At 63.6% G+C, this 26,880-nt stretch carries 30 protein-coding genes; 14 read left to right on the top strand and 16 right to left on the bottom strand.

All coding sequences use genetic code 11. From position 1 onward, the window contains the following. Positions 1–82 precede the first annotated feature (82 nt). The gene (locus tag FHT02_RS04745; RefSeq protein WP_184084915.1) at positions 83–778 is read left to right on the top strand and encodes an HAD family hydrolase; all 696 of its coding nucleotides are present in this window, start codon (positions 83–85) and stop codon (positions 776–778) included. Here the strand turns inward: FHT02_RS04745 and FHT02_RS22190 are convergent. Continuing rightward, positions 775–1,308: a helix-turn-helix domain-containing protein gene (locus tag FHT02_RS22190; RefSeq protein WP_184084912.1), complete on the bottom strand. Its 534-nt coding sequence runs from the start codon at positions 1,306–1,308 to the stop codon at positions 775–777. The two genes, FHT02_RS04745 and FHT02_RS22190, sit on opposite strands and share 4 nt — an antisense overlap. 179 nt (positions 1,309–1,487) lie before the next feature. Here FHT02_RS22190 and FHT02_RS04735 point away from each other — a divergent pair, with 179 nt between their 5' ends. Together FHT02_RS04735 and FHT02_RS04730 are read left to right on the top strand one after the other, a co-directional pair. Beyond that, complete coding sequence (locus FHT02_RS04735; protein ID WP_184084909.1) at positions 1,488–1,949, top strand: acetyltransferase; 462 nt, start codon at positions 1,488–1,490, stop codon at positions 1,947–1,949. Positions 1,950–2,072: 123 nt separating this feature from the next. Beyond that, complete coding sequence (locus FHT02_RS04730) at positions 2,073–2,507, top strand: STAS/SEC14 domain-containing protein (RefSeq protein WP_184084906.1); 435 nt, start codon at positions 2,073–2,075, stop codon at positions 2,505–2,507. Positions 2,508–2,596: 89 nt separating this feature from the next. On the opposite strand, the gene FHT02_RS04725 is transcribed toward FHT02_RS04730, so the two are convergent. After that, the gene (locus FHT02_RS04725) at positions 2,597–3,490 is read right to left on the bottom strand and encodes an NAD(P)/FAD-dependent oxidoreductase (protein WP_184084903.1); all 894 of its coding nucleotides are present in this window, start codon (positions 3,488–3,490) and stop codon (positions 2,597–2,599) included. 85 nt (positions 3,491–3,575) lie between these two features. On the opposite strand from FHT02_RS04725, the gene FHT02_RS21450 reads away from it, so the two are divergent. Together FHT02_RS21450 and FHT02_RS21445 are read left to right on the top strand one after the other, a co-directional pair. Next, positions 3,576–3,878, top strand: coding sequence for an Rrf2 family transcriptional regulator (locus FHT02_RS21450; protein ID WP_246352187.1), 303 nt, complete (start codon positions 3,576–3,578; stop codon positions 3,876–3,878). Positions 3,879–3,921: 43 nt separating this feature from the next. Next, positions 3,922–4,200, top strand: a complete 279-nt coding sequence (locus tag FHT02_RS21445; protein ID WP_246352186.1) for a TMEM53 family protein — start codon at positions 3,922–3,924, stop codon at positions 4,198–4,200. A gap of 262 nt (positions 4,201–4,462) precedes the next feature. Here the strand turns inward: FHT02_RS21445 and FHT02_RS04715 are convergent, their stop codons facing one another. The 7 genes from FHT02_RS04715 to FHT02_RS04685 all read right to left on the bottom strand — a co-directional run bounded on the left by FHT02_RS04715 (position 4,463) and on the right by FHT02_RS04685 (position 8,908). Beyond that, positions 4,463–4,639 (bottom strand): DUF3606 domain-containing protein, encoded by a 177-nt coding sequence (locus FHT02_RS04715; protein WP_184084900.1) that lies wholly within the window; start codon positions 4,637–4,639, stop codon positions 4,463–4,465. A gap of 382 nt (positions 4,640–5,021) precedes the next feature. Next, entirely contained in the window at positions 5,022–5,219 is a 198-nt protein-coding gene (locus FHT02_RS04710) for a DUF6771 family protein (RefSeq protein WP_184084897.1), read from the bottom strand. 218 nt (positions 5,220–5,437) lie between these two features. Then, the gene (gene queA, locus FHT02_RS04705) at positions 5,438–6,475 is read right to left on the bottom strand and encodes a tRNA preQ1(34) S-adenosylmethionine ribosyltransferase-isomerase QueA (protein ID WP_184084894.1); all 1,038 of its coding nucleotides are present in this window, start codon (positions 6,473–6,475) and stop codon (positions 5,438–5,440) included. Between the two features lie 15 nt (positions 6,476–6,490). Next, on the bottom strand, positions 6,491–7,180 hold the full coding sequence (locus tag FHT02_RS04700; protein WP_281393030.1) for a peptidylprolyl isomerase: 690 nt from the start codon (positions 7,178–7,180) through the stop codon (positions 6,491–6,493). A gap of 65 nt (positions 7,181–7,245) precedes the next feature. Then, positions 7,246–7,752 carry a pantetheine-phosphate adenylyltransferase gene (gene coaD / locus FHT02_RS04695; protein ID WP_184084891.1) on the bottom strand — a complete coding sequence of 169 codons (507 nt, stop codon included), beginning with the start codon at positions 7,750–7,752 and terminating at the stop codon, positions 7,246–7,248. 3 nt (positions 7,753–7,755) lie between these two features. Beyond that, a complete protein-coding gene (locus tag FHT02_RS04690; protein WP_184084888.1) occupies positions 7,756–8,661 on the bottom strand; it encodes a polyprenyl synthetase family protein in 906 nt (301 codons plus the stop codon). 1 nt (position 8,662) lies between these two features. Next, positions 8,663–8,908 carry an exodeoxyribonuclease VII small subunit gene (locus FHT02_RS04685; RefSeq protein WP_184084885.1) on the bottom strand — a complete coding sequence of 82 codons (246 nt, stop codon included), beginning with the start codon at positions 8,906–8,908 and terminating at the stop codon, positions 8,663–8,665. Positions 8,909–8,991: 83 nt separating this feature from the next. Here FHT02_RS04685 and FHT02_RS04680 point away from each other — a divergent pair, with 83 nt between their 5' ends. Beyond that, complete coding sequence (locus tag FHT02_RS04680; RefSeq protein WP_246352185.1) at positions 8,992–10,389, top strand: NAD-dependent succinate-semialdehyde dehydrogenase; 1,398 nt, start codon at positions 8,992–8,994, stop codon at positions 10,387–10,389. A 53-nt stretch (positions 10,390–10,442) separates the two neighbouring features. On the opposite strand, the gene FHT02_RS04675 is transcribed toward FHT02_RS04680, so the two are convergent. Next, a complete protein-coding gene (locus FHT02_RS04675; protein WP_184084879.1) occupies positions 10,443–12,119 on the bottom strand; it encodes an AMP-binding protein in 1,677 nt (558 codons plus the stop codon). Between the two features lie 33 nt (positions 12,120–12,152). Continuing rightward, positions 12,153–12,359 (bottom strand): hypothetical protein, encoded by a 207-nt coding sequence (locus FHT02_RS04670; protein WP_246352184.1) that lies wholly within the window; start codon positions 12,357–12,359, stop codon positions 12,153–12,155. Positions 12,360–12,588: 229 nt separating this feature from the next. Between FHT02_RS04670 and FHT02_RS04665 the strand changes: the two genes are divergently transcribed. Further along, positions 12,589–13,809: a DUF418 domain-containing protein gene (locus FHT02_RS04665; protein WP_184084877.1), complete on the top strand. Its 1,221-nt coding sequence runs from the start codon at positions 12,589–12,591 to the stop codon at positions 13,807–13,809. A gap of 190 nt (positions 13,810–13,999) precedes the next feature. Here the strand turns inward: FHT02_RS04665 and clpA are convergent, their stop codons facing one another. Both clpA and FHT02_RS04655 read right to left on the bottom strand, forming a co-directional pair. Further along, entirely contained in the window at positions 14,000–16,324 is a 2,325-nt protein-coding gene (gene clpA, locus FHT02_RS04660) for an ATP-dependent Clp protease ATP-binding subunit ClpA (protein WP_184084873.1), read from the bottom strand. Positions 16,325–16,462: 138 nt separating this feature from the next. After that, positions 16,463–16,660 carry a DUF1192 domain-containing protein gene (locus FHT02_RS04655; protein ID WP_184084870.1) on the bottom strand — a complete coding sequence of 66 codons (198 nt, stop codon included), beginning with the start codon at positions 16,658–16,660 and terminating at the stop codon, positions 16,463–16,465. A 76-nt stretch (positions 16,661–16,736) separates the two neighbouring features. Here FHT02_RS04655 and FHT02_RS04650 point away from each other — a divergent pair, with 76 nt between their 5' ends. Beyond that, positions 16,737–17,738, top strand: a complete 1,002-nt coding sequence (locus FHT02_RS04650; RefSeq protein WP_246352183.1) for an NAD(P)H-quinone oxidoreductase — start codon at positions 16,737–16,739, stop codon at positions 17,736–17,738. A gap of 26 nt (positions 17,739–17,764) precedes the next feature. On the opposite strand, the gene FHT02_RS04645 is transcribed toward FHT02_RS04650, so the two are convergent. Continuing rightward, positions 17,765–18,403: a class I SAM-dependent methyltransferase gene (locus FHT02_RS04645; RefSeq protein WP_184084867.1), complete on the bottom strand. Its 639-nt coding sequence runs from the start codon at positions 18,401–18,403 to the stop codon at positions 17,765–17,767. Positions 18,404–18,657: 254 nt separating this feature from the next. Here FHT02_RS04645 and FHT02_RS04640 point away from each other — a divergent pair, with 254 nt between their 5' ends. From FHT02_RS04640 to FHT02_RS04620, 5 genes are all read left to right on the top strand, one after another. After that, entirely contained in the window at positions 18,658–19,533 is an 876-nt protein-coding gene (locus FHT02_RS04640; RefSeq protein WP_184084864.1) for a UDP-2,3-diacylglucosamine diphosphatase, read from the top strand. A gap of 20 nt (positions 19,534–19,553) precedes the next feature. Then, entirely contained in the window at positions 19,554–20,576 is a 1,023-nt protein-coding gene (locus FHT02_RS04635; RefSeq protein ID WP_184085429.1) for a glycosyltransferase, read from the top strand. A 140-nt stretch (positions 20,577–20,716) separates the two neighbouring features. After that, positions 20,717–21,376 (top strand): DUF1013 domain-containing protein, encoded by a 660-nt coding sequence (locus tag FHT02_RS04630; protein ID WP_184085427.1) that lies wholly within the window; start codon positions 20,717–20,719, stop codon positions 21,374–21,376. A gap of 126 nt (positions 21,377–21,502) precedes the next feature. Then, positions 21,503–22,375, top strand: a complete 873-nt coding sequence (locus FHT02_RS04625; RefSeq protein ID WP_184084861.1) for a dienelactone hydrolase family protein — start codon at positions 21,503–21,505, stop codon at positions 22,373–22,375. 77 nt (positions 22,376–22,452) lie between these two features. After that, entirely contained in the window at positions 22,453–23,073 is a 621-nt protein-coding gene (locus FHT02_RS04620; RefSeq protein ID WP_184084859.1) for a glutathione S-transferase family protein, read from the top strand. A 54-nt stretch (positions 23,074–23,127) separates the two neighbouring features. On the opposite strand, the gene FHT02_RS04615 is transcribed toward FHT02_RS04620, so the two are convergent. Both FHT02_RS04615 and FHT02_RS04610 read right to left on the bottom strand, forming a co-directional pair. Next, positions 23,128–24,729 carry a DEAD/DEAH box helicase gene (locus FHT02_RS04615; RefSeq protein WP_184084857.1) on the bottom strand — a complete coding sequence of 534 codons (1,602 nt, stop codon included), beginning with the start codon at positions 24,727–24,729 and terminating at the stop codon, positions 23,128–23,130. Between the two features lie 166 nt (positions 24,730–24,895). Beyond that, complete coding sequence (locus tag FHT02_RS04610) at positions 24,896–25,348, bottom strand: hypothetical protein (RefSeq protein ID WP_184084854.1); 453 nt, start codon at positions 25,346–25,348, stop codon at positions 24,896–24,898. A 70-nt stretch (positions 25,349–25,418) separates the two neighbouring features. Here FHT02_RS04610 and FHT02_RS04605 point away from each other — a divergent pair, with 70 nt between their 5' ends. Further along, positions 25,419–26,867 carry an FAD-binding oxidoreductase gene (locus FHT02_RS04605; protein WP_184084851.1) on the top strand — a complete coding sequence of 483 codons (1,449 nt, stop codon included), beginning with the start codon at positions 25,419–25,421 and terminating at the stop codon, positions 26,865–26,867. The last annotated feature ends 13 nt before the right edge of the window (positions 26,868–26,880 follow it).

Genomic DNA, 26,880 nt, shown 5'->3' with positions numbered 1-26,880 from the left:
GGTAGCTCGGCGAGCGGACTCACGGTGTTGCGCGCATAATTCATGCGTGGCGCCGAGGTGGTGGCTTAGGTAGCTTTGTCGCATGACAATCAAGCTCATCTGCCTCGACGCTGACGACACGCTTTGGTACAATATGAAGCACTTCAACTCGACTGAAGAGGCTCTGCTGGATCTCGTCGAGCCGTTCGCCTCCCGCGATATCGCGCGGGACCAATTGAATGCGTGCGAGGCGAGAAACCTGAAGCTTTATGGCTACGGCGCTAAGGGCTTCACCCTGTCGATGATAGAGACCGCTATCGAATTGGCGGACGACCCGTTGCCTAAAGATCTTCTCGCGCGCATTCTGGCTGCCGGTCGCGCATTGCTGTCGCATCCGGTCGAACTTTTCGACGGGGTTGCAGATACCTTGGCCCAACTCGCTTCCAGGGGCCCCCTCGTCCTCGTCACGAAAGGAGACCTGCTCCACCAAGAAGCCAAGCTGGCAGCCTCGGGGCTGGGGGACCGCTTCAGCGGGATCGAGATCGTAAGTGACAAGACGGCTGACACATTCCGCCGGATTTTCAAGAACGAAGGCGTGGCTGCTGAAGAGGCGTTGATGGCGGGGGACTCGCTCCGCTCGGACATCAACCCCGCGCTAGAAGCGGGTGCATGGGCAGCCTTCATCCCGCAAGAGGGTGCTTGGGTTCACGAGAAGGCCGAAGTGCCAGCCAATCACCCGTGCTTTACGAAACTGAACAGCCTCGCGGAACTGCCTGCATTGATTGACGCCATTCGTTAGGAGGCTAGCGTTTCCACAAGCCGGACCGCCGAACCATCGGACAACATCATTCGCGTCCATCGGCACCGGCTGGAACGGATGGGCACCGCGACGGAGTCGTTATTTCCGGTTTCAAGCTCGACACAGGGCTCTCCAGCGTCCCTCATTCTGTATTCGGCAGCTGCGATCTCAGGCGTGGCATAAGGCCATAGAGATCGGCCAGTGAGGTCCTCCTGCCCGAACTCACCTCTTCTTGAGGATGATGCAGCCAGCAATGTGTGGGTGGTGTTGCAGATGATGTGCACGGGCCGCGGGCTCTCGCAAACAAGCTTCGCCAGTTCCCGATCGGCGGCCGCTTCCAATCTCGCGCTCAACACGGACCAGAGCCGGGCATATTGATCCGGCGCTGGTGCTATCGAGCCTGCCTCCCAACGCGAGATTGTACTTTGAGTAACGCCGAAGATTTCAGCGGCGTGCGCTTGCTTGATGCGGTGGAGCAGCCGCCACCTCCGCAGTGCCAATCCTGTCGAGTGGAAGTCCGTCAAGGCCATCAGGAACAATCCATCTTGCGCTCCGTCACACGGCGAGCCGCAACGCGATGCCAGTTCATAACGTTGTCTTCCCACCAATGCGAGCGCAAGTACATCTGGCCGCATTTAGTTTCGTGGCCCAACCATCCGCGCAATCTGCCGGTTGCATACAGCAGCTAGGTTCGAGCATCAGAGGTACAGTGATCACGATCAGACCCTCGACTCCGAAGGATGGTGACCGGGTCCTTACGATCTGGCGCGATGCAGTTGACGCCACCCACACCTTCCTGACGCCCGAAGACCGGCTTGCGATAGACGAACTGGTGTCAAACTTCCTGCCGAAGGCACCGTTGTGGCTCGCGGTCAATTCAACCGAACGTCCAGTTGCCTTCATGCTGCTCAACGACGGGCACATGGAAGCTTTGTTCGTCGACCCGACCGTGCGCGGGGAGGGGGTTGGGGCTGCCCTCGTTAGGCACGGTTCGGCTCTGCACCCAAATTTGACTACGGACGTCAATGAACAGAACGAGCAAGCGGTGGGCTTCTACGAACGGATGGGCTTCGTCCAGGTGGGTCGCTCAGCGTTAGACGGCCAAGGCAGACCATACCCCCTCGTGCATCTCAGGCTTCGAGTTCAAACCGCGATGAGCGCTGTGCGATAGGTGATGGTTTTTTGCCCATAGGCTGAGGCCAGGGCGAGTACCTTTCAGCAACGCCGGCTGGCTAAGTCAGCTTCGATGAGATTCTCTTTCCAGATTTCGACAGATGATCGACGCGGGCTGCTGATGATGACGTTCAGCAGTTTAGCCACCCTAGCGGATTTCGAAGAGTGGGAGGCAGAGCGCGATCAAACGCTTTCACACAGCACCAATTTGGCCCTGATCGACGTCCGCGCTTGCAACATCCAGACACAGGAAATCGCCGAAAAGATCCGGAAGACGATTGGAGAGGATGCTAGTCGCTTTCGCCGAGTGGCGATCGTTACCGGCGCTTCGGCAATCAAGATGCAGATGCGCCGGATGAGCGGCGAAGCCGACACGGTTCGCGGATTGACGACCGGGCATCGGCTGAGGCTTGGCTATTCGAAGCTGTATCTATGTGACCGCATCGAAAATCGGGACAGCAGGCTAGGTGGTGCCGGCCACGCAATCAATAGACGGCAGCAGCTGAGCGCCAGGACTTCGCCGTTCGGCTTGTCGCGAGGCGTCTCCGTCCGTTAGTCGATCAACACGCATAATGGTTGGCGCCCGGTCTGCTTACGCGGCGATTACCGTCGTAAGCAGACGCAGAGGGGAGGCGCTGATCCGCTCTATGCGGAAGCCAATGACTGGTGAGCGGCGACGCCCGCGAGCACCCCCGAAGCCGACGCGATCGTCGCATTATGCATAGGGCTGGTCGCATCACCCGCCGCGTACACGCCGAGCTCTGAGGTCGCTCCCCAGGGATCTACCTTCACGAAGGGACCGGTGGGGCCATCCTCCATGGCGCAGCCAAGCTCGGCGGCGATCATGCTGGTTGGTCTGGTCCGCGGCGCGGTGAAAACGGCGGACACTTCGATCATGCGGCCGTCTGCCAACTCGACGGCGTGTAGGTTCGGAGCGTCTCCGACCAACGCGATCACGGGAGAGCGCTCGATCCGTACGCCCCGCTTGCTGAGCAAAGCCGCCTGTTCCGGTTCGGGTTCGTGGACGCCCTGCGTGAAATATGTGGCCGGTCCCCAGTCGGGGATCAACACTGCTTGGTGCGCGGACATCGGGTGGTTGGCTATCACACCGAGAGGATGGTCGCGAACCTCATAGCCGTGGCAATATGGGCAATGAAGGACCGTCTCTCCCCATCGTTCCGACATGCCGGGAATATCGGGCAGGATGTCTGTAACGCCAGTGGCGAGCACGAGGCGCTTTGCACGGTGCTCGGCCCCATCCGTCACCGTGACGACGAAAGAATCGTCCTGCCGGGCGGCGCGCTGTGCCTCCGCGGCGAGAACCTGAGCCGTGGGATATTTTAGCAGCTGGGACGTCGCCCCCCGCATGATCGCGTGAGGCGCGTTGCCGTCCTGGCCAAGAAAGCCGTGCGATGCGTTAGCGTACCGATTCCGCGGCATGCCCGCATCTATCAGAAGGACGTTCTGCCGTGCCCGGGCAAGCTGCATAGCGGCGGACTGGCCCGCGAAACTCCCGCCGATCACAATCACATCATGCATGTCACTTTACTCCTGCCATGGCGCGTTCTGTAACAGGATAAGTTACATATCCGGGTAAACCGGATTATGCAACTCATGATGTGACATGAGCACCCTGAGGAAGAAATCGATGCAACCGGACGGTCGTTTATCGAGGATGCTGCACCTCCTGATCCACCTGGACAGGGCCGATGCCCCGATCACCTCCGGGGACGCGGCGCAGATGCTCAACACCGATCCTGTGGTGGTGCGGCGAACAATGGCGGGGCTGCGGGATGCAGGGCTGGTCCGCTCAGATAAGGGGCACGCCGGGGGCTGGACTTTAACGAAATCACTTGACCGCTTCACGATGCTGGACGTCTACAAGGCGGTGGGAGAGCCGCGGGTTTTTTACCATAGGCTTGGCTGATCCAGCGCCTGAATGCCTTGTCGAACAGGCAGTGAACGCCTCGATGAACGATGCGCTTAGGGCAGCCGAAGCCATGTTGATCGGCAAACTCGGCAAAGTCACTCTGGCAGAGATCGCGAAGGATCGTGAAAAGCGTTACTCGTCTCGCGGGGAAGACATCGAGCGCTTCGTCGAAAACGTTCGATCACGCGGTGCCTTCGTGGACTACCATCGCGTGCTGGGAGCCGACCACGACTTCGAAGTTAATAAGACGATCGCGCCCAAGGTTCTACCAGAGGTTGCAAGAACTATGTGTCGCTTCCTTATAGAACAGCAGGTGTAGACGTAGATACAAGTTCAAGCCGAGCAACATACGTGAAAAGGTGGGGCTCTTTATAAGCAACGCAGGAACGCTCAAGTGAGCTAGAGACGAGTTGCGATGGTTGCTCTGATTTGCTTGCGGATTGAGTGGCCCGCTAGATGCTGCTCCACACCGGAATAACCCTCGGACGCGAGTGTGCGGCGGACCTCCTCCACGTCGCGGCAACCGCTTTCACGCGCGAGTTCGAATGCCCGCTCCAGCGTACTCTTCCTCTGCACCACGATCAGCCTTTGAGGTGCTCTTCGACGGCGGCGGCGCTGTGGCCAACAGCATCAACAGCTTCCTTCAGCTGCTCGTGCGTGACGCCGAACTTATTGGACCAGTACCGAACTTCGTAGTCCTCGTGGATTGCGATGCGTGAGGCGTCTTCGGGGCCTCGAAGCTCTTTGTTGTCGGACATGCACTTCTCCTTTGAGATCATAACGATTGCGACTCTCTAAGGATGCAAGCGTCGCCCGTGGCTAGGTCAAGGAGCGGGGCAGTCAATCAGCCCCTGAGCCTGCGGGTTAAGTGCTTCCATTTCTGCTCGGTGCGGGAAACGGATCAGCAGGCGTCGGCTGGTGCGAGTTAGCGCGAAGACGAGGGTGACGCAGGTTGTATCGGTGACATCGGATGCGGTGGCCCAGAGTCGCCAGAGAGGTGTTCCAGTCCCGCGCCATCGCATACCGGCAGAACCTAGATGGGTCGTAGATGTGCTGCTTCCCAACTTGGAAATGACGAGCAGGTTGGCTTTGTGGCGGATCAGATCATGAAGGTCATCAAGCCGAACATTCGCGCCCATCCTAGAGGGGGAGGTGCAGCTGGTTTGGATCAAAGGTCCGATCGCCGGTCAGAGCCTGCGCGATCGAAACAGCCAGTTCTTGCGCTGCCTTCTGGCGCATCTGTTCATCGGGTGCGGTTAAGCCGATCCTTGCCCATCCGGGCGTGGAGAACAGCAGCGCTTCAGCAATCGCGGCGGGCTGGAGGGAGTCGGTCTGCATCGCGGCAGAGTGGAACATAAAGAGAACACTGGCAACCCCTGGTTGAAGGCCTCGTGACGCACATGGTCCAAGGCCGAGAACCCGCCGCCATAATGCGGCACCGCCTCGGAATCTGCCGGCCTGTTCACGGCCCAATTGCAATCGTCCTGCTGTTGCTACCAAGCACCCACCACTGCAAGGCGAATGGGCGTTAACCTGATACTCGTGGCTGTCCCCACTCAGCACCGTTGTAACGGGAGAAGGAGCGACGCATCCCCGTAAGAGTAGAAACGGTAATCATTTTCAATGGCATGGGCATAAGCCGCCTTCATCTGGTCGAGCCCCATCAGTGCCGATACCAGCATGAACAGGGTCGAGCGCGGCAAATGGAAATTGGTCATCAGCCCATCGATGCCGCGAAAGCGGTAGCCCGGGGTGATGAAGATCGCCGTGTCCCCTTCGAAGGGGCGGATGATGTTGTCTTCGCCCGCGGCGCTTTCGATCAACCGCAAACTGGTGGTGCCCACGGCGATCACACGGCCGCCGGCGGCGCGAACGGCGTTGAGCCGGTCGGCCGTGGCGGCGTCGATGCGGCCCCACTCAGCGTGCATCTTGTGTGCGTCAGTGTCCTCTGCCTTGACCGGCAGAAAGGTGCCGGCGCCGACATGGAGCGTAAGCGTGGCGTGGCCGATGCCTGCCGCCTCGAGCCGGGCGAGGAGATCCGGGGTAAAGTGCAGCGCCGCGGTGGGGGCGGCGACGGCCCCCGGCTCATTGGCGAACATCGTTTGATAGTCAGTGGCGTCCCGTTCGTCGGTCGGACGCTTGGAGGCGATATAGGGCGGGAGCGGCATATGGCCGCAGCGCGCGAGGAGCAGCTCCACCGGCTCGTCGCCGGCAAAGCGCAACAGGAAGCTACCGTCTTCGGCGCGGCCGCTGGCGGTCGCGGTGACTCCTTGGCCGAAGTCGATCACGTCGCCGTCGCGCAGCCGTTTGGCGTTGCGGATGAAGGCCCGCCACTCGCGCGGACCCTCCCGCTTGTGGAGGGTGGCGCCGATGCGCGCATCTCCGCGCCGCCCATCCAGCTGCGCGGGGATGACGCGGGTGTCGTTGAATACGAGCAGGTCGCCCGGAGCTAGCAGCCCGGGCAAGTCGCGGACGTGTCGGTCCTGGCGCTCGTCACCCGTCAGCAGCAGCAGGCGGGCCGCATCGCGCGGCTGCGCGGGGCGCAGCGCTATCCGCTCGGGCGGAAGCTCGAAATCAAACAGGTCTACGTTCACGGCCCACGACTCCGCTTATTGCGGCAACGTCGCCTTTTGTTCGCCAGCCGGCAGTGCCGGGGCATTGACGGGAGCTGCCTGGTAGGCCGGGGGATTGTCCGACGCGATATAGGCGTGGAGGATGCGGGTAGGGCGCGCGGGCGGCTCACCACGCTCGATCTTGTCGACCCACTGCATGCCGTCGGTCACGCGGCCGAATACAGTGTAGTCGTGATCGAAGCCCAGCCGCGGGCCGAACATGATGAAGAACTGGCTGTTGGCGCTGTTCACGTCCTGCGCGCGAGCCGCGGAAACGGCGCCGCGGACATGGGGCAGGTTGCTGAATTCGGCGGGGACGTTGGGCAGATCGGAGCTGCCGCGGCCGGTGCCGGTGGGATCCCCACCCTGGGCCATGTTTTCGCTGCCTTCGATTACACGATGGAAGATCGTGTTGTCGTAGAAATGCCTGCGGGTGAGTGCCTTCACCTGCGCCACCATCTTGGGCGCGGCGTCGGGGCGCAGGCGGATCGTGACGCGACCGCCGGTGGACAGGTCGAGAACCCAAGTGTTTTCAGGATCGGCCGCGACGGATACGGGCACGTGAGTCGCCGCGTCGGTCTGAACGCCCTTTAGCGGCTCCGGCTTGGGCGGCGGCCCCTTCTGCGCAGCGGCGGGAAAGGCGAAGAACAAGGCGGCCATGGCAGCCGAACTGGCAACGAAACGCATCAACATCCCCACGGGTATGAACCGGTCGGTTCTAGACCATCACTATGTGGCGAACAAAGGGCGATTCAGCTGCCCTTGCGGCCAATCTTGCGCACGCGCTCGACCACCTCGGTCTCGACAGCAGGCGAGACGAACTTGCGCACGTCGCCACCGTACAAGGCGATCTCCTTGACCAGGCGGCTTGCGATCGGCTGGAGCGAGACGTCGGCCATGAGGAAAACCGTTTCGATACGATGGTTCAGCTGTTGGTTCATGCCAGCCATCTGGTACTCGTATTCAAAGTCGGCAACGGCGCGGAGACCCCGGACGATCATGCTGGCCCCCTGGCGCTCGGCAAAGTCCATCAGCAGCGAATCGAAGCTGACCACGCAGATGTCGCCCTCGATACTCGCCACTTCGCGCTTCACCATCGCCAGGCGCTCTTCGATCGAGAACATCGGCGATTTGGAAGGATTGGTGGTGACGCCGATGACCAAGCGGTCGACCAGCTTTGCGCCACGGCGAATGATATCCATGTGACCGCGGGTGATCGGGTCGAACGTGCCGGGATAAACACCAGTGCGCGTGGTCATGGCTTAGCGGTCCCGTTCAAGCGTGTAGCGGGCAATGTCGCGCAGAAGGTCCGCCTCGGGACCGAAGTTCTTGAGATGCTCCACGGCTTGATCGACCAGGATGCGCGCCTGTTCGCGGGCACGATCAAGCCCAAGCAGCGTGAGGAAGGTTTCCTTGCCCGCTTCGCCATCCTTGCGCAGTTTCTTGCCGGCCAGAACCTCGTCGCCCTCTGCGTCGAGGATGTCGTCGGCGATCTGGAAGGCGAGCCCCATGTCGCGGGCATAACCGCGCAGGCCCTTGCGGCCCTCGACAGGCACGCGGCCCAGCACCGCGCCGCATTCCACCGAGCAGCTGATGAGCGCGCCGGTCTTCATCGCCTGAAGCCGAGTCACGGTGGGCAGGTCGAAGCTCGCTTTTTCCGCCTCCAAATCCATCATCTGCCCGCCGGCCATCCCCGACGGGCCCGCGGCGTGGGCAAGCGTCTGGAGGAGTTCAACGCGGACGAATGGATCGGCATGCGTCGCCTCGTCGGCCAGGATCTCGAAGGCGAGGGCATGAAGGCAGTCGCCCGCAAGGATCGCAGTGGCCTCGTCGAATGCCTTGTGCACCGTGGGTTTGCCGCGGCGCACGTCGTCATTGTCCATCGCCGGCAGATCGTCATGGACCAGCGAATAGACGTGGATGCACTCGATCGCCGTACCGACGCGCGCCATGCACGTGCGGTCGACGCCGAACAGCTGCGCGGTGGCGAACACCAGCAGCGGGCGGAGCCGCTTGCCGCCGCCGATCGCGGCATGGCGCATCGCTTCGTACAGGCTGCGGCGGGGATCGTCGGGCACCGCGAGTACGAGATCGAACTGACGGTCGATCTCGGCCGCGACCTGACGCAGCGCCGATTCAAGGGCGAGGCTGGCGTGCGGGAGCGCCATGTCAGCCGGCGTTGAACGCGGTGGTGCCGGTCGGCCGGCCTTCGGCATCGGTGCGGATGGCCTCGATCCGGGCCTGTGCCGCGTCCAGCCGGGCGGCGCATTGGCGGCGGAGCTGGTCGCCGCGCTCGTACAGATCAATCGCCTCCTGAAGCTGTGCCTCGCCGCTTTCCAGCCGCGCGACGATCCGCTCGAGTTCCTTCAACGCGTCCTCGAACGAGAGCGCCGCGATATCCGCTTCTTCTGCCATGCGCACGCTATGCGGCAGGGGCGTTGCCCTTGCAACCGGGCTGAGCGACCATGAGTTCATGGCCCGACAGCAAAGGAAACTCCATGTTCACCAGCATCAATCCGGCAACCGGCGCCACGGGCGACAGCTTTCAGGAGCTTGCGCCCGAAGAGATCGAGCTTGCGTTGCAGCGGGCGCAGGACGCGTATCGGTCCTGGCGCACCACGCCGCTGCAAAAGCGTACGCAACTGCTCTGGGCGATCGCCGACAAATGGGAGGCCGACAAGCCGCATCTGGCGCAAGTGGCGGTGCGCGAGATGGGCAAGACGCTGAAGTCGGCAGTGGCCGAAGTCGAGAAGTGCATCGCCGGCTTTCGCCATTATGCCGAACACGGCCCGCGCTATCTGGAGCCGGTGGACGTTGAAACCGCGGCCGGCCATGCCGCGGCGCGCTGGCTGCCGATGGGACCGGTGCTGGCGATCATGCCGTGGAATTTCCCTTATTGGCAGGCGGTGCGCTTCATCGCGCCGACGATCATGGCGGGCAATGTCGCGCTGCTGAAGCACGCGTCGAGCGTGCAGGGCTGTGGGCAGTTGATGCAGCAATTGGTGAGCGCCGCTGGCGCGCCGGACGGATTGTTCCAGAACCTGCCTATCAAGTCGGACATGGTGTCGGATCTGATCGCCGACCAGCGCGTGGTGGCGGTGACGCTGACCGGCAGTGAAGGCGCGGGCGCCAAGGTGGCGCAGGCGGCAGGGCGTGCGCTGAAGAAGGTCGTGCTGGAGCTGGGCGGGTCCGACCCGCTGATCGTGATGCCGTCCGCCGACCTGGAAAAGGCGGCGAAGACGGCAGTCACCGCGCGCGTGCAGAATGCCGGGCAGAGCTGCATCTGCGCCAAGCGGATGATCGTGCACCAGGATGTGTACGACGCGTTTCTGGAGCGGTTCGCGGCCGGCATGCAGGCGGTGAGGGTCGGCGACCCTATGGAGGACGGCGTCGAGATGGGGCCGCTCTCCAGCATCGAGCAGCGCGACACGGTGCTGGAGCAGGTCGAGCGTGCAAGGGCGGCGGGCGCAACATTGTTGGTCGGTGCGGAGAAGATCGAGCGCGACGGCGCGTGGATGACGCCGGGCGTGCTGGTCGACATCGATCCGGAGAGCAACGTGGCCAAGGAGGAGATTTTCGGGCCGGTGGCCGCCGTCTACAAGGCGCGTGACATCGACCATGCGATCGAACTGGCGAACGACGTGCCCTATGGGCTGGGGTCGGCGGTGTGGACCAAGGACGATGCCGAGATTGAGCGATTCGCGCGCGATATCGAAGCGGGCATGACGGCGGTCAATTCGCTGCTGGCGTCGACCCCTGAGGCGCCGTTCGGGGGCGTGAAGCTGTCAGGGCATGGCCGCGAGCTGGGGCCTTGGGGGTTGCATGAGTTCATGAACCTGAAGGCAGTGATGTTTGCCGCGGAAGGCGAGCGGACGGGCCCCAAGGCCGCCGACTAAGGCGAACCCGATGCTCTCCCCTCCCTGCAAGGGAGGGGAGGCTCGTCGACTGCTTACTCCGCCGTCACCTCGGCATAGAGGTCCTTGCGGCTGAGCTTGCCGATCATCGTTTTGGGCAGGCTTTCGCGCACCACCACCTGCGACACGCGTTCGTGCTTGCCAAGATGGCCGTTGAGCCACAGGCAGAGTTCGGGGCCGCTGGCGGTGCTGTCCTCGTTGAGCGTGACGTACGCGCGGGGAAGCTCGCCATGATAAGGGTCGGGCAGGCCAAGGACGAGGCACTCCTTCACCGCGGGGTTGCGGTAGAGCACCGCCTCAATCTGGCTGGGGAATACCTTGAAGCCGCCGACGGCGATCATGTCCTTGAGCCGATCGACGATGCGGACATAGCCGTCTTCATCGATCAGCCCGACATCGCCGGTGCGCAGCCAATGGTCGTCGACAAACACGCTGGCATCGGCATCGGGGCGGTTCCAATAGCCCTTCATGATCTGCGGGCCTGACACGACGATCTCGCCAGGCTCGCCTTCGGGCGGGGGGCGCTTCGGATCTTCCTTGTCGACCAGCCGGACGCGGGTGGCCGCGAGCGGCTGGCCGATCGTGCCAGGCTTGTTCATCCCGACATAGGGATTGGCGGAGACCACGCCCGAGCTTTCCGACAGGCCATAGCCTTCGATGATGCGGGCGCCGGTGATCCCCTCAAAATTCTCCTTCAGCTGCTGGGGCAGCGGCGCGCCGCCCGAGATGCAGAATTTGAGCGAGCTGAAGTCACTGGGCTTCATGCCAGGCGCGTCGAGCAGCGCCTGATACATGGTCGGAACGCCCGGCAGCGAGCGGGGGCGGGTGCGGCGGAGCTCGGCCAGTGCCTGCTTCGCGTTAAACCGCGGCAGCATCACGATCTCGCCGCCGGTCACCACCGTGCGATTGAGCACACAGGTGTTCGCGAAGACGTGAAAGAAGGGGAGCACCCCGAGGATCCGGTCGGTGGTCCGGCCCATCTCCGGATCGAGTCGCGCAACCTGGCGCGCATTGGCCGATAGGTTCTGGTGCGTGAGCACCGCGCCCTTGGGCGTGCCGGTGGTACCGCCGGTATATTGGATCAGCGCTACGTCATGCTCGGGGTCGAGCTGCGGCATCTCGCAGCTGCCTTCGTTTGTGATCAGTTTGGAGAAGGCGAGGACTCGCGGATCGGCAGGGCGGGGGGTGACTTCCTTGCCCTTGAACAGCCGGTAAAGCAGCGACTTGGTAGCGGGAAGGCCGCCAGCGACGGAGCCGACAACAAGGCGTTCGAGGCCGCTCTTTTCCAGCACCTTGAGTGCGGTAGGCAGCAACGCCGTGGCGGAGATGGTGAAGAGAAGCTTGGTGCCCGAGTCGGCGACCTGTTCGGCCAGTTCGTCGACGGTGTAGAGCGGGGAGAAGTTCACCACCGTGCCGCCTAGTTTCAAAATCCCGTAATAGGCGGCGACATAATGGGGGACGTTGGGAAGGAATAGGCCGATCCGGTCACCCGGCCCATAACCCAGTTTTCGCAGGCCGCAGGCGACGCGGTTCACGCCGTCCGACACCTCCCCATAGCTGTATCTGCGACCCATGAAGTCGAGCAGCGGCGCCTGGGGATGATCCCTGGCGCTTTGCTCGAACAACTCGATCATGGAAACGGGAAGGAAGGGTTCGTCCCACACTCCCGGATGACGATAGGCGGTGCGCCAGGCTTCCTCTGCGTTTATCATTGACACCAATGTAAGCAGTCGAGCGAAAACCGGTCAATGGGCCAGCTGCTTGCTCCACGTTAGGAGAAAGGAAAATCCGACGATGCCGAGGTCGACCACCGCCTGCATCCGCTGCGGCGAGAGGTCACCTTGATGATGCGTCACGATCGTGATGTCGGCGCGATGCGGCGGTGCGGCGATGGCAATCAGCGCGATGCCGGCGAGTCCTGCCCACATCAGCGTACGAACCCGCTTCGTCATCCACCCTCTCCCTCGCGCAGATGCTATCGTGCCCTGCGGCGTGCTGCAATGCCATTGGCAGGCTTGCCCGCCTTCGCCCCTGTCGACAACGTTGGTTAGGAATAAGCTCCTTCGTCCTGGCTTCGCCTGCCGCGGCTTCGCGCGGCAGGCGGCAGGGAGATGGCGTGCACGATGCCCGGTTTTGCTTCGTCGAAATGGACGCTAGGGAGCGGCTGCGAGAGGATAATTCATGGTAGTAACGCTGCCCGAAAGCGGGAGCGGCATGCAGGGCAAGCGGATCGCCGCCGTGGACATCGTTCGCGGCTTCGCGCTGATGGCACTGTTCCTGGTCCACATGATGGAGAGCTACGAGCTCTACTGGGCCAACCCGCAGTCGGGCCCGGCGGACGCCGTGTTCCTGTTGTTCATGGGCAAAAGCTTCTCGCTGCTGGCGCTGTGTTTCGGGTTCAGCTTCTTCATCCTGATGGATCGCGCGGCGCAGCGAGGTCAGGATTTTTCACTGCGTTTCGCCTGGCGGCTGCTAATCCTGGGCGCGATCGGCGTGCTGCACGGCGTGATCTATCGCGGCGATATCATCCAGGTGTTGGCGGTTATCGGCATGCTGCTGCTGTTGATGCACCGGGTGGAGGACAATCGCCTGCTGGCGGCGTTCGCCGGGCTCCTGCTACTGGCGCCCAGCCTGTGGTTTCAGCTGGTCGCGGCGGCGCTAGGGGCGGATTGGGCCAACCAGCCTTCGCGCTCGTCGCATGACCCGGCGATGGCGATCTATCTTGGCGGCACCCTTACCGAGACGCTGCGCGCCAACCTTTGGCAGGGGCAGGTGCCGAAATGGTGGTTCATGTTAGAATATGGTCGGGTCGTTCAGATCCTCGGCCTGTTCGTGCTGGGAATGCTGCTGGGACGAATCGGTTTCTTTGAGCGGCTGGATCGTTTCACGGTAAGTCGTCGGGTGGCGCTCGCCTGCTTGGTGGGCGTGATGGTGGCGTCGTATTTCTGGCGCGCGGTGGTGTTCAACTGGTTCGCGACCTTCGGCCATGGCGATGGCGCCAACCGAATGTTCGATGCGATCCTCGCCAGCTGGTTCGAGCTTGCCGGCACCTTTACCTGGGGGCTGGTGCTATTGGAGCTGTGCCGGACACCGGCGGTCCGCCTGCTAGACAAGCTCGCGCCGGTCGGGCGGGCGACGCTGACCCTCTACATTCTTCAGTCGGCGGTGTTCGTGCCGCTCTTCTACAATTTTGGGCTGGGGCTGTGGGACGATTGGAGCCAGGAAACTCGGCTGGTGGTGGCGCTGGTCGCGATCGGCCTGCAGGTCTGGGGCGCACGGCTGTGGTTCGCGCGCTTCCATTACGGACCGATTGAATGGGTGTGGCGGGCGCTGACCTATTGGCGCCGTGACGTGCCGTTTCGGCGCGAGCCGCGGCGTGCGGGGCGGCTTTGCACGGCGTAACGCCGCGGTCTGGAGCTGCCTCGTGACCAGGGTTCCCCCGGCGAGGCACAAGATGGAGGTCTTCCATCTCGACGCCGTTGCAACTTCGCCCGGCCTTCGCCGGGGAACTGCTTTCCTACTGCCAACAGTGTGACTACAAACAAAAAGGGCCGAGACTTAAGTCCCAGGCCCTTTGTCATAACCGCCGCAGTTACTCGGCTTCTACCGGCTCGGTCTTCTTGCCGCTGCCCTTTTTGGGCTTTTTGGGCGCGGCGGGGATCGTCTCAAATGCGAGCGCGCCGTCCTTCATCTTCACATGCACCTCGCCGCCATGGACGAGCTTGCCGAACAGCAACTCCTCGGCAAGCGGCTGCTTGATCTTCTCCTGGATCAAACGGCCCATCGGGCGCGCACCATAGAGCTTGTCATAGCCACGCTCGGTGAGCCACGCCTTCGACTCGTCGTCGAGCTGGATGTGGACGCCGCGATCCGCCAGCTGGAGCTCGAGCTGGAGGATGAACTTGTCCACCACGCGCGCCACCACTTCGGGTGGAAGATAGCCGAACGGCACGATCGCATCGAGACGGTTGCGGAATTCCGGGGTGAAGAGGTTCTTGACTGCTTCCTCCTGGACATCCTCGCGCCCGCCGAGATTTCCGAAGCCCAGGCTTTCCTTGGCCATGTCCGATGCGCCGGCATTGGTGGTCATGATCAGGATGGTGTTCCTGAAATCGACCGTCTTGCCATGGTGATCGGTGAGCTTGCCGTTGTCCATCACCTGCAACAGGATGTTGAAAAGGTCGGGATGCGCCTTTTCAATCTCGTCGAGCAGCAGCACCGAGTGCGGGTTCTGATCGACCGCGTCGGTGAGCAGGCCGCCCTGATCATAGCCGACATAGCCGGGAGGCGCACCGATCAGCCGCGAGACGCTGTGGCGTTCCATATATTCGGACATGTCGAAGCGCTGAAGCGGGATGCCGAGCAATTCGGCAAGCTGCTTCGCCACTTCGGTCTTGCCGACGCCGGTCGGGCCCGAGAACAAATAGTTGCCGATCGGCTTGTCGGGATCGCGCAGGCCTGCACGGCTGAGCTTGATCGCCGAGGACAGCACTTCGATCGCCGCATCCTGCCCGAACACGACCCGCTTCAAGTCGCCTTCAATGTTGGCGAGCACCCGCGTGTCGTCGCTCGACACGGTCTTGGCCGGGATACGCGCCATGGTGGCGATCACCTGCTCGATCTCCTTGGGGGTGATCGTCTTCTTGCGCTTGTTGGGCGCCACCAGCATCTGCATCGCGCCGACTTCGTCGATCACATCGATCGCCTTGTCGGGCAGCTTGCGGTCGTTAATGTAGCGCGCGGAGAGCTCCACCGCCGACTTGATCGCGTCGGGAGTGTATTTGACGTGGTGGTGCCCCTCGAACGCCGTGCGCAGCCCGGTGATGATCTTGATCGTGTCCTCAACCGAGGGCTCGTTGACGTCGATCTTCTGGAAGCGACGGAGCAGCGCCCGGTCCTTCTCGAAGTGGTTGCGGAATTCCTTGTAAGTGGTCGAGCCGATGCAACGGATCGTGCCGCCCGACAGCGCGGGCTTGAGCAGGTTGGACGCGTCCATCGCGCCGCCGCTGGTCGCGCCGGCACCGATCACCGTGTGGATCTCGTCGATGAACAGCACCGCGTGGGGCAGCTTCTCGAGCTCGTTGACGACCTGCTTCAACCGCTCTTCAAAATCGCCGCGATAGCGCGTGCCGGCAAGCAGCGCCCCCATGTCGAGCGAGTAAATCACGGCTTCGAGCAGCACCTCGGGCACCTGGCCCTCGACGATCTTGCGCGCGAGGCCTTCGGCGATCGCGGTCTTGCCGACGCCGGGATCCCCCACATAAAGCGGGTTGTTCTTCGAGCGGCGGCACAGGATCTGCACGGTCCGATCGACTTCGGCCGACCGGCCGATCAGCGGATCGACCTTGCCGTTCTTCGCCTTTTCGTTGAGGTCCACGGTGAACTGCTTGAGCGCACTCTCGCTCTTGCCGCCCTTGGGATCCGCCTTTGCCTTTTCTTCTTCGGCGCCTTTGGGCGTGGAGGCTTCGGCCGGGGCCGACCCCTTGCCGACGCCGTGGCTGATGAAGCTGACGGCGTCGAGGCGGCTCATGTCCTGCTGTTGCAGGAAATAGACCGCATAGCTTTCCCGCTCGCTGAACAAGGCGACGAGCACGTTGGCGCCGGTCACTTCATCGCGGCCCGACGACTGCACGTGAAGGATCGCGCGCTGAACGACGCGCTGGAAGCCGCTGGTGGGCGACGGATCGGTCGCTGTATCGACCTTGAGCGCTTCGAGTTCGGTGTCGAGATAATGCGCGACGGTGTTCTTGATCTCACCGAGATCAACGCCGCACGCGCTCATCACCTTGGATGCATGTTCATCGTCGACGAGCGCGAGCAGCAGGTGCTCCAGCGTCGCATATTCGTGGCGGCGGGAGGACGCGGCCTCCAAAGCCTTGTGCAGGGTAGATTCCAGCGCGGAGGCGAAACTAGGCATTCAGGTATAACTCCTGTGGGCCGAAAGGGATACGCGACCCGTTTGTCTTTATGTCGGGATGGCGTCGCCCCGCATCAAGCATGGCCGTCCGGCTTCGGAGATCAGGGGCGCTTGGCCCATGGTTCCGTGCCGCCACGCTCATTTCCTGAATAGCGCGTCGGCGCTTGCGCGGTGGTGAACCGCGTACTCTATTTTGGCGCGGCTGCGCTCGATTTCGGCCTCCAGGGCGAGAATGCGCGCTTCGAGTTCGTCCACGGAGAGCGGGTCTAGGTCCTGTCTGGCGAGCGCGTCGAGCAGATCGTCTTTACGGCGCGGAAGATTTTCGTCGGCGTCCATCGGGGCAGCGTTGACCGCGGCAGGGGCGATGTCAATAAGACGCCGGAATTCTACGGAAGCTGAAAGCGACGAACGGATGATCGTGCCCGAAACAATGTTCGCGATCGATCCGGCCGAGCCGGGCGGCCCCGAGGTTCTGGTTCCGGTGAAGCGGCCTGTTCCGCGGCCCGGTGACGACGAAGTGCTGATCAAGGTAGCGGCTGCCGGGGTAAATCGGCCCGAGGTGATGCAGCGCATGGGGCTGTACCCGCCGCCCGCGGGAGCACCTTCCATCCTGGGCATGGAGTTGTCGGGAGAGATCGTGGCGGTAGGAGGCGAGGTGCCGCGCGAGATGATCGGTCAGCCGGTCTGCGCGCTGGTGACCGGCGGTGCCTATGCGCAATACGCAACGGCGCCCTTTGGCCAGTGCCTGCATGTGCCCGAGGCGCTGAGCATGGTCGAAGCGGCGGCGATGCCGGAAACGCTGTTCACCGTGTGGACCAACGTGTTCGAGCGCGCTTATGCCTCGGCGGGCGACTGGATCCTGGTGCATGGCGGCACCAGCGGGATCGGTACGATGGCGATCGGCTTGGCCAAGCTGTTCGAGCTCAGCATCATCGTGACTGCGGGGTCGGACGCCAAGTGCGATGCGGCGCGCCGGATCGGGGCGGACCACGCGATCAACTATCGTGACGAGGACTTTGTGGCGCGCGTCCAGGAGATTACGGGAGGCAGGGGCGTCGACGTGGTGCTCGACATGGTCGGCGGTGATTACGTCGCCCGCAACATCCAGTGCCTGGCGGAGGAGGGGCGGCACGTCTCGATCGCTGCCCAGCGCGGCGGAGAGGCTGCAATCCCCATTTGGCCCGTAATGCGCAAGCGGCTGACCCTGACTGGATCGACGCTGCGCCCGCGCGACAAAAGCTTCAAGACCATGGTCGCCGACGAAATCGCCCGCACGGTGTGGCCCCACGTCGAGGCCGGCAAGTTGAAGCCGGTCATCGACAGCGTGTTCCCTTTGGCAGAGGCCGCAGACGCACATCGCCGCATGGAAGCAGGCGATCACGTAGGCAAGATCGTGCTGACGATCGAGGCGTGACCCGGCGCGCTGCCTACGAGCGCGTCTCAGGCCCGGAAGACAGCCGCTTCGGCTGTAAAGGTCGCGATGCCGGTCAGCGATGGGCCTGGCATCCACCGAGGATTGTCGGCGTAGATCCGGTGATGCTCGGGATTGGCATAGATGATGGTGACGCAATCGGTCTCCATCGCGAGCGCGCGCTCTAGCTGGAGTTGAACCTCCCGCATGATCTGCGCGCCGAAAGGATTGTAGAAATATGCGACGATGTGCGCGCCGGCGGGAGTGTAGGACGTGGCGTCCGCCTGTACGATCGCCGCATCGGATTGGATGCCGCTGCGCGCCGTGAAGCGTTGGAGGTTGTCGCGTGCGATCTCGCAAAGGCTCCCGGCTAGTTCGACGCCCGTCACGGACTTGAAGCCCATCTGCATTGCCAGCATGAGCATCCGCCCCTTGCCGGCCCCGTAATCGATGAAATCGCATCGCGCGGGGACGATGCCGAGCAGTTCGACGGGCTCGCGCAGCATCGCCGCATCGCTCGGGTCGTAGCGGCGGCATTGATCGATGATCGCCGGATCAAAGCCTAGATCATGTACGCCGACGCCGCCGCTGGTGTCGGTGCCCCATTGTTGATCGAATGCGCGGTCTTGCACGCGACGTGCGCGATTTGCCGAGGACAGCGTGGTCATCAGATGCGTGACATTCTTGACCGCGAGTTCGGCCAAGTCCGCAGGGCTTCTTCCACGAAGGCGTGAGCGAAGCCGCCCTAACATCTCTGATCCCTTCCACGTTTACGAATGGCGGTCTAGCCGAATAGTTGTTGAGAAGCGGTGCATGTCTCAGGGCATATGCCAGCCGGCTCCCCTAAGCGGCAGACAAATTCATGTTGTAACAAACATGCGGCATACAAGCTTTGGGCAACGGCTCAGCGGGGACCTCGGCCATGGCGACGATCACCAGGCTTCCTTTCGATGCGACGCATCTTTCCGATTTTCAGGCCAGCAAACCAGCGATTCCCGAGCGGATCATCGCTGGGCGCCGCCAATACCGCACTGTTTGGATTTCGGACGTGCATCTTGGCACGCGCGGCTGCAACGCGGCGATGCTGATAGACTTTCTCGATCATGTCGACAGCGAGAAGATGTATTTGGTTGGCGACATATTTGATGGATGGGCGCTTAAGAAACGCTTCTATTGGCCGGCTGCGCATAATGACATCGTCTGGCGCATACTGAAGCGAGCGAAGCGCGGCACCGAGATCGTCTATATTCCCGGCAACCATGACGAGATGTTCCGCCAGTTCACAGGGCTGAATTTCGGTGGAGTGCACATCAGGCGCCAGGCAGTGCACGAAACCGCCGACGGCCGGCGGCTGCTGGTGCTGCATGGCGACGAGTTCGACGCGATCACGATGTCGCATCGCTGGCTCGCATATCTGGGTGATGCGGCATATGAGGCGATGATGGCGCTGAACCGGTGGCTGAACGTCGTCCGCCGTTCGATGAACCTACCCTATTGGTCGCTCAGCAAATACGCCAAGCAGAAGGTGAAGAACGCAGTGTCCTTCATCTCTAAATTTGAGGAAATCGTCGCGCACGAGGCAAGCGTGCGGCGCGTCGACGGCGTTATCGCCGGCCACATCCACAAGGCGGAAATGCGCGACATCGCCGGAATCGCATATTATAACGATGGCGATTGGGTAGAGGGTTGCACCGCGCTGGTGGAGCATTACGACGGATCCATGGAACTTCTCCATTGGGCCGAGGAAATCGCCGCGCGGGAAGCGCCCGAATCCGAGGTCAGACTGGCGGCGGCGTGACGGCGGCGGAGGCCGAACCGGTGCGCATCGCAATTGTAACCGATGCCTGGGAGCCCCAGGTCAACGGCGTCGTCCGCACGCTCAAATCCGTCCGGCGGGTGCTGGAAGGGCAGGGGCATGAAGTCGAGGTGATTTCACCCGACCTGTTCCACTCGCTGCCGTGCCCCACCTATCCGGAGATTCGGCTTGCCCTGGCGCGCACCGCGAGCGTCGGTGCTCTATTGGAAAGGTTCCGGCCGACAGCGATCCATCTGGCCACGGAAGGACCCCTCTGCATTGCGGCGCGACGGTGGTGCCTGCGCCATGGCATGCCGTTCACCACTGCTTATCACACGCAATTTCCCGATTATGTCTCGGCGCGCTCGGGTGTGCCGGCGGAGTGGATTTGGCGTTATATCCGCTGGTTTCATGCGGCGAGCCAGGCGATCCTTGCGTCGACCCCGTCTATCCGGCAGTCGCTGGTGGATCACGGCCTTGGCCAAGTGAAGCATTGGGGACGCGGGGTCGACCTTTCCCACTTTCGACCTGACCAGCACCCGCATTCCGTTATGCAGGATTTGCCTAGGCCGGTGCAGTTGTACGTGGGCCGCGTCGCGGTCGAAAAGAACCTGGAGGCGTTCCTGCGCACCGATCATCCCGGTACCAAAGTCGTCGTCGGGGATGGCCCGGCACGTGCCGGGCTAGAGGCGCGCTTTCCTGACGTTCATTTCCTCGGGCCCTTGTTCGGAGAGCAACTAGGCTCCGCCTATGCGGCGGCGGACGTCTTTGTGTTTCCCAGCAAGACCGACACGTTCGGGCTGGTGATGATCGAGGCACTGGCATGCGGTGTTCCGGTAGCGGGATATCCGGTGACGGGACCGATCGACGTGCTGACGCCAGAGGTCGGCGCGATGGCGCCGGACCTGACCGAGGCCATCGCCGAGGCGCTGACGAAGGATCGGGCGGCGTGCGCCGGCTATGGTCGCAGCTTCACCTGGGAGGCGAGCGCACAGCAGTTTCTTCAGGCGCTGTATCCGATGCGAGACGAACAGGCCGCGGCGTAAGTCGGAGCGGCCGCCGCGAATCGCTATGCCTCGGTAATATCTTGCCCTTGCTTCTTTCGCGCACTAAGTCACTGCCATGAATGGCCGCCCGTGAAGGGCGGCCCTTATTGTTTCTGGAGACTATCGTGGCCCAGCCGCTGATGCCGCATGCGACCGCTTCCTGGCTGGTCGACAATACGTCGCTTTCTTTCGAGCAGATCGCCGAGTTCTGCGGGCTCCATATCCTTGAGGTGCAGGCGATTGCCGATGATACCGCGGCCACGAAGCTCACCGGCCGCGATCCTGTCCGCGCGCACGAGGTGACGATGGAAGAGATCGAGAAGGGGCAGGCGAACTCGAACTACGTGCTCAAGATGCTGAAGGGCCCCGAGCAGGTTCGGCGCACCAAGGGGCCGCGCTACACGCCGGTGTCCAAGCGCCAGGACAAGCCGGACGGCATCGCCTGGATCCTGCGCAACCACCCGGAGGTATCGGACGGGGCGATCGGCAAGCTGATCGGCACCACCCGCACGACCATCGCCGCGATTCGCGACCGCAGCCATTGGAACATCGCCAACATCGTGCCCAAGGATCCGGTGACGCTGGGGCTTTGCTCGCAGCGTGAGCTGGACGCACTGGTAGCCAAGGCTGCCAAGGCAGCGGGCATCGAGGCGCCGACCGACACGCGTTTGGAGGGCGACCGCGAGGCGCTGATCGAGCAGCTGCGTGCCGAGCGCCAGGCTGCCGCGCATGTGAACGATGGCGAAGAGCCGAGCGAGGTTCGTGTCGAGCACACTGCCGAGACGCTGTTCAAACACTGAGTTCTTCGAAGCGAATGGGAACGGGCTTCGGCAGGCGCCGGGGCCCGTTTTCTTTTGGCGAAAGCAGCGGCCTTGCGGGCGCGGTGAAACGCTATAGCTTCTCCCCACACCTTCGGGAGAGCAGCGATGTGCGACGAATGGACCGCAGCCGATAACGACCGTCACCTGGGCGCAATGACGCGGCGAAGCTTCGCCACGGCGGCAGCGGCGGCAGGTGTTTCGGTGCTGCTGCCGAGCCCGGCGAACGCGCTGGCGGTGAAAGGCAGGGACGTGACCATCCGCACGCCCGACGGAAATGCCGACGCCTATTTCGTCGCGCCGGCGAGTGGCAGGCATCCGGCGGTGCTCGTCTGGCCGGACATCATGGGACTACGGCCTGCGTTCCGCCGGATGGCCGACAGGCTGGCCCAGTCGGGTTATGCGGTGCTGACGGTGAACCAGTTCTACCGCTCGACCAAGACGCCGTTCGTGCAAGCTGGTGAGTCGTTCGACCAGCCTGCGGTGCGGCAACGGATCGAGCCGTTCCGCAAGGCACTCACACCCGAGGGCACGACGCGGGACTCGATCGCCTTTGTCGCGTTCCTTGATGCGCAGCGGGAAGTGGATACGGGAAGCGGGGTGGGCGTCACCGGCTATTGCATGGGCGGGCCGATGATGATGCGGACGGCGGCGGCGAACCCGGCGCGGGTGCGGGCCGGGGCGAGCTTCCACGGCGGCGGGCTTGCGGCAGACGGGCCCGACAGTCCGCTGCTGCTCGTACCGCAGATGAAGGGGCGGTATCTATTCGCGGTGGCCGAGAACGATGACGCGCGGGCTCCTGGCGACAAGGACAAGCTCGCTGCGGCGTTCGCCGCGGCGAAGGTGCCGGCGGAGATTGAGGTGTATGCCGGGACGCTGCACGGGTGGTGCCCGCCCGACAGCCGGGCGTACAATCCGGCGCAGGCCGAGCGGGCCTGGGGGCGGTTGCTGGCTACGCTCTTGTGGACGCGGAAAACGTGAATCCCGGACAGTCGACCCTTGACTCGAGGATTTGAGAGTTCATGATATGTTCTTGTATCAACAAGGGGAGACGTGGCATGTCGGACGAACTGGTTTTCTACACCAACCCACAATCGCGCGGGCGCATCATCCGGTGGATGCTTGAAGAGGTGGGGGCGCCGTACCGGACCGAGATCGTCGACTATGGCACGACGATGAAGGACACGGCGTATCGGGCGATCAATCCGATGGGGAAGGTGCCGGCGATCGTGCATGGCGGCAAGATCGTGACCGAGTGCGCGGCGATCTGCGCCTATCTGGCCGAGACGTTCCCCGATGCGGGATTGGCGCCGCAACCCGCAGAGCGTGCCGATTATTATCGCTGGCTGTTCTTCGCGGCAGGGCCGGTGGAGCAGGCGGTGACTAACAATTGGGCCAAGTTCGAAGCGACTGCGGAGCAGGGGCGCATGTTCGGCTATGGCAGCTTTGACCAGGCGGTCAGCGTGCTGGAACAGGCCGTGTCGGCGCATCCCTACATCGCCGGCGACCGGTTCACGGCCGCGGACGTCTATGTCGGGTCGCAGGTCGGCTGGGGAACGATGTTCGGCACGCTGCCCAAGCGCGACGCGTTCCTGGCCTATCATGAGCGGCTGACCGCTCGGCCGGCCTATCGCCGGGCTGCCGAGGCGGACGATGCGCTGATCGCCGCCGCGGCCTGAAGCGGATAGCAGTGGGGGCAGCCGCGTGGCTGCCCCTGCCCAAGAGGCCCCTGCTTACAGGGCGATGGTGTAGCTAAGGAAGTCCGGGACCGGGCCGTTCCAGCCTTCATCCGGACCATCGTCGGCAGCATTGGCGTAGCGGCGCGGTTCGCGGGCCAGCATCTCCGGCGAGCGGTCGTCCGATGCCCGGTTACGGCCGCGCGCAGAGCGCTCGTTCCGTTCCGGGGGCTCGCTGCGCTCGGCACGGGGGGCACGCTCGGCACGCGCGCTGCGTTCCGCAGGCGCGTTGCGCTCCACCGGTTCGCCGCCGCGTTCGGCGCGCTCGGCTCGGTCGCTCCGATCCGCACTGTCGCCATTCTCCGGACGCGCGCTACGTCCCGCGCGATCACCACGTGCCGCGCGGTCGCCGGTCTCCGAGCGAGCGCCGCGTTCGGCGCGGTCGCCATTCTCGGCGCGCGCGCGACCGCGTCCGCCTCGCTCGCGGCGCTTGCCAGCGTCGTCGGCCCGTGGTTCGCTGGCGGTTTCCTCAGCGTCGGCAGTGACCGTCACGCGCGCGATCTTCTGACCGGTCAGCTTTTCGATCTCGGCGATGTTCTCGGCGTCTTCGGAGGTCACCAGCGTATAAGCGATGCCGGTCGCGCCGCCGCGCCCGGTGCGGCCAATACGGTGGACATAATCGTCGGGATGCCAGGGCGCGTCGAAGTTGAAGACGTGGCTGACGCCCTTGATGTCCAGGCCGCGCGCCGCGACGTCCGAGGCGACGAGGATGTTGACGTCGCCCGACTTGAACCGTTCAAGCTCGGCGATGCGCGCGGGCTGGTCCATGTCGCCATGGATCTCGGCCGAGCGGAAACGGTGCTTCTTGAGGCTCTTGTTGAGCTCACGCACCGTGGTCTTGCGGTTGCAGAAGATGATCGCGGTGCGGACGTCCTCGCGCTCGAGCAGGGTGCGCAGCGCGCGGCGCTTTTCGAAGCCGCTGGAAGCCACGGGCACCAGATGCTGGGTGATGTTGATGTTGGTGCTCGCGGGGCGCGCCACCTCGATCTGCTTGGGATTGTCGAGGAACTTGTCGGCCAGCTTCTTGATGACCGGCGGCATGGTCGCGGAGAACAGCAGGGTCTGGCGCTGCTTGGGCAGCTTGGTGCAGATCTCTTCGATGTCGGGGATGAAACCCATGTCGAGCATGCGGTCGGCTTCGTCGATCACCAACAGGCTGCAGCCGGTGAGCAGGATCTTGCCGCGGCTGTACAGGTCCATCAGGCGCCCGGGGGTGGCGATCAGCACGTCCACGCCGCGCTCCAGCGCCTTGACCTGGTCGCCCATCTGCACGCCGCCGATGAGCAGGGCCATCGAAAGCTTGTGATGGACGCCATACTTCTCGAAATTTTCGGCAACCTGCGCGGCGAGTTCGCGCGTCGGTTCGAGAATCAGCGAGCGCGGCATCAGCGCGCGGGTGCGGCCTTCGCCCAGCACATCGATCATCGGCAGCACGAAGGCTGCGGTCTTGCCCGTGCCCGTCTGCGCGATGCCGATCAGGTCGCGGCCCATCAGCACCGATGGGATCGCCTGCCGCTGAATCGGCGTGGGATCGGAATAGCCTGCGGCGGTTAGTGCGCGCAGAAGGTCGTCAGAAAGGCCGAGATCGGCAAAGCTCATGCGGTTATCCGGAAAACGGACGCGATTGCCCACGTCACCAAGCCTGCACGCGCTTGCGGATTTGGTCGCGAATGTCAAGCGCGTGGCGCGATTTAGCGCGAGGCGAGCGCAGAAGATCGGGGGCGAAGCGCTCCACCGACGCCGCGTTTCGCTCCGGCGGCGGGACTCAGTCGGACGCGACGAGCTTGGCGAAAGACTGGATGCCGCACGAGCGGCCCGTGCGCGAGCGGAAGGCGTCGCGCCCGGCGCATATCTTCTTGTCGGGATTGGGTTTGACGTAGAATCCCGAATAGAAGCCCAGGGCAGGGCAGCGTGCGCCCAGACGCGCGCGCAGCTGGCCGCCATCCTTGAGCAGCAAGTCAACGCTGTCGAATCGGTTCACGGTGAAGCCGGCGAGCTTTTCCACCTTCACGCACTTGCCCGCCTTTTTCTCCAGCAGCGGCGTGGGCCGGGGCTCGCGCAGGATGATGGTGGTCGTGGTAACGGTCACGCGCGGCACATGCACGGTGGCACGCTGTTGCAAGGCATGCGCCGCCATATCCCAAGGGGAACCCATCGGCTGGGCCGAGGGCGCGAACAACAGCAGCAATCCGGAGGCGACGATGATCGGGTTCAGCATGCGAGGACCGTTTCTATTCCCGAGTGTTGAACAGTGGATGAACTGCGGAGGCGATGCTAGCGCCGCAGCCATGAACCCGAGCCAGCATCAGCTTGTCGACTCCCTACGCGCGCGGTTTGGCGCCGGCATCGCCGAAACCGACCCGCAAATGCTGGCGCCCTGGCTGGCCGATTGGCGGGGCCGCTTCCAGGGTGCGACGCCCGCGATGCTGTCGCCCAGTTCGCTTGAGGAAGTGCAGGCAGTGTTAGCGCAGGCCGGCGCCTTTGCCGTGCCGTTGGTACCGCAGGGCGGCAATACCAGCATGGTGGGCGGTGCAACGCCGCCGGCCGACGGCAGTGCAGTCATCCTGTCATTGCGGCGCATGAACCGCATCCGGTCGATCTCGCCCGAAGACAGCCTGGCGATCGCCGAGGCCGGCGTCATCCTGGCGGACTTTCACGACGCGGCTGGCGCCATCGGGCGCCGGTTTCCGCTTGATCTGGGATCGCGCGGCAGCGCGACCATTGGCGGGCTGGCTTCCACCAATGCGGGGGGCACGCAGGTGCTGCGGTGGGGAACGATGCGCGCGCTGGTCGCGGGGGTGGAGGCAGTGCTGCCCGATGGTTCGGTGCATGACGGACTGTCGGCGCTGAAAAAAGACAATCGTGGTTATGATCTGAACCAGTTGCTGATCGGTGCCGAGGGAACGCTGGGCGTCATCACGGCGGCGACCCTGCGCCTGGTGCCGGCAGTAGCGACGAGAGCAGTCGCGTGGGCGGCGATGGAAAGCCCCGACCAGGCGCTTTCTCTGTTGCGGCGGATAGAGCGGCAGACCGACGCAGTCGAAAGTTTCGAGATCATGCCCGCCGAAGCGCTGGCGAGCGTCCTTGCGCATATTCCGGGCACCCGCGCGCCAGTGGATGCCAAGCACCGCTGGCATGTGCTGATCGAAGCGGTGGCGACCGATGCCGGTGACCGAGCCCCGGAAGACCTGCTGGCGGACCTGTTGCGCCAGCCGCTGGAGGCGGGGTTGGTAGGCGACGCGGTGGTATCGGCCAGCGAGGCGCAGGCCGAGGCATTCTGGCGCATCCGCCATGGAATATCCGAATCCGAGCGTGCCCGGGGCGCGGCCGTGCAGCACGACATATCGGCGCCGGTGGATGCGATGCCGCGCTTCATGCGCGAGGCCGGGGCGGCGATCGAGGCGCGGTTCGCGGGAACGCAGGCAGTGGCGTACGGCCATCTGGGTGACGGGAATGTCCATTTCCACGTGCGCGCGCCCGTCGCCGCAGATCGCGGGCACTGGTATGCCAGCGAGGCCCCGGCGATCACGCGTGCGGTGCACGACCTGGTCGTTCAGGCGGGGGGCTCCATCTCTGCAGAGCACGGGATCGGTCAGATGAAGCGGGACGAATTGGAGCGGCTTGGGCCGGCGTCGCGCGTCGCCACCCTACGCGCGATCAAGCGCGCGCTGGACCCGGCCGTGCTTCTCAATCCAGGCAAGCTGGTGACGCTTGCGCGCCGATTGGACAGGTCATAGACCGCCACGCAAC

It is taken from the genome of Sphingomonas xinjiangensis (assembly GCF_014199255.1).
In the GTDB taxonomy this organism is placed as follows: Bacteria; Pseudomonadota; Alphaproteobacteria; order Sphingomonadales; family Sphingomonadaceae; genus Sphingomonas; species Sphingomonas xinjiangensis.
This window is presented reverse-complemented; position numbering and strand designations above follow the sequence as displayed.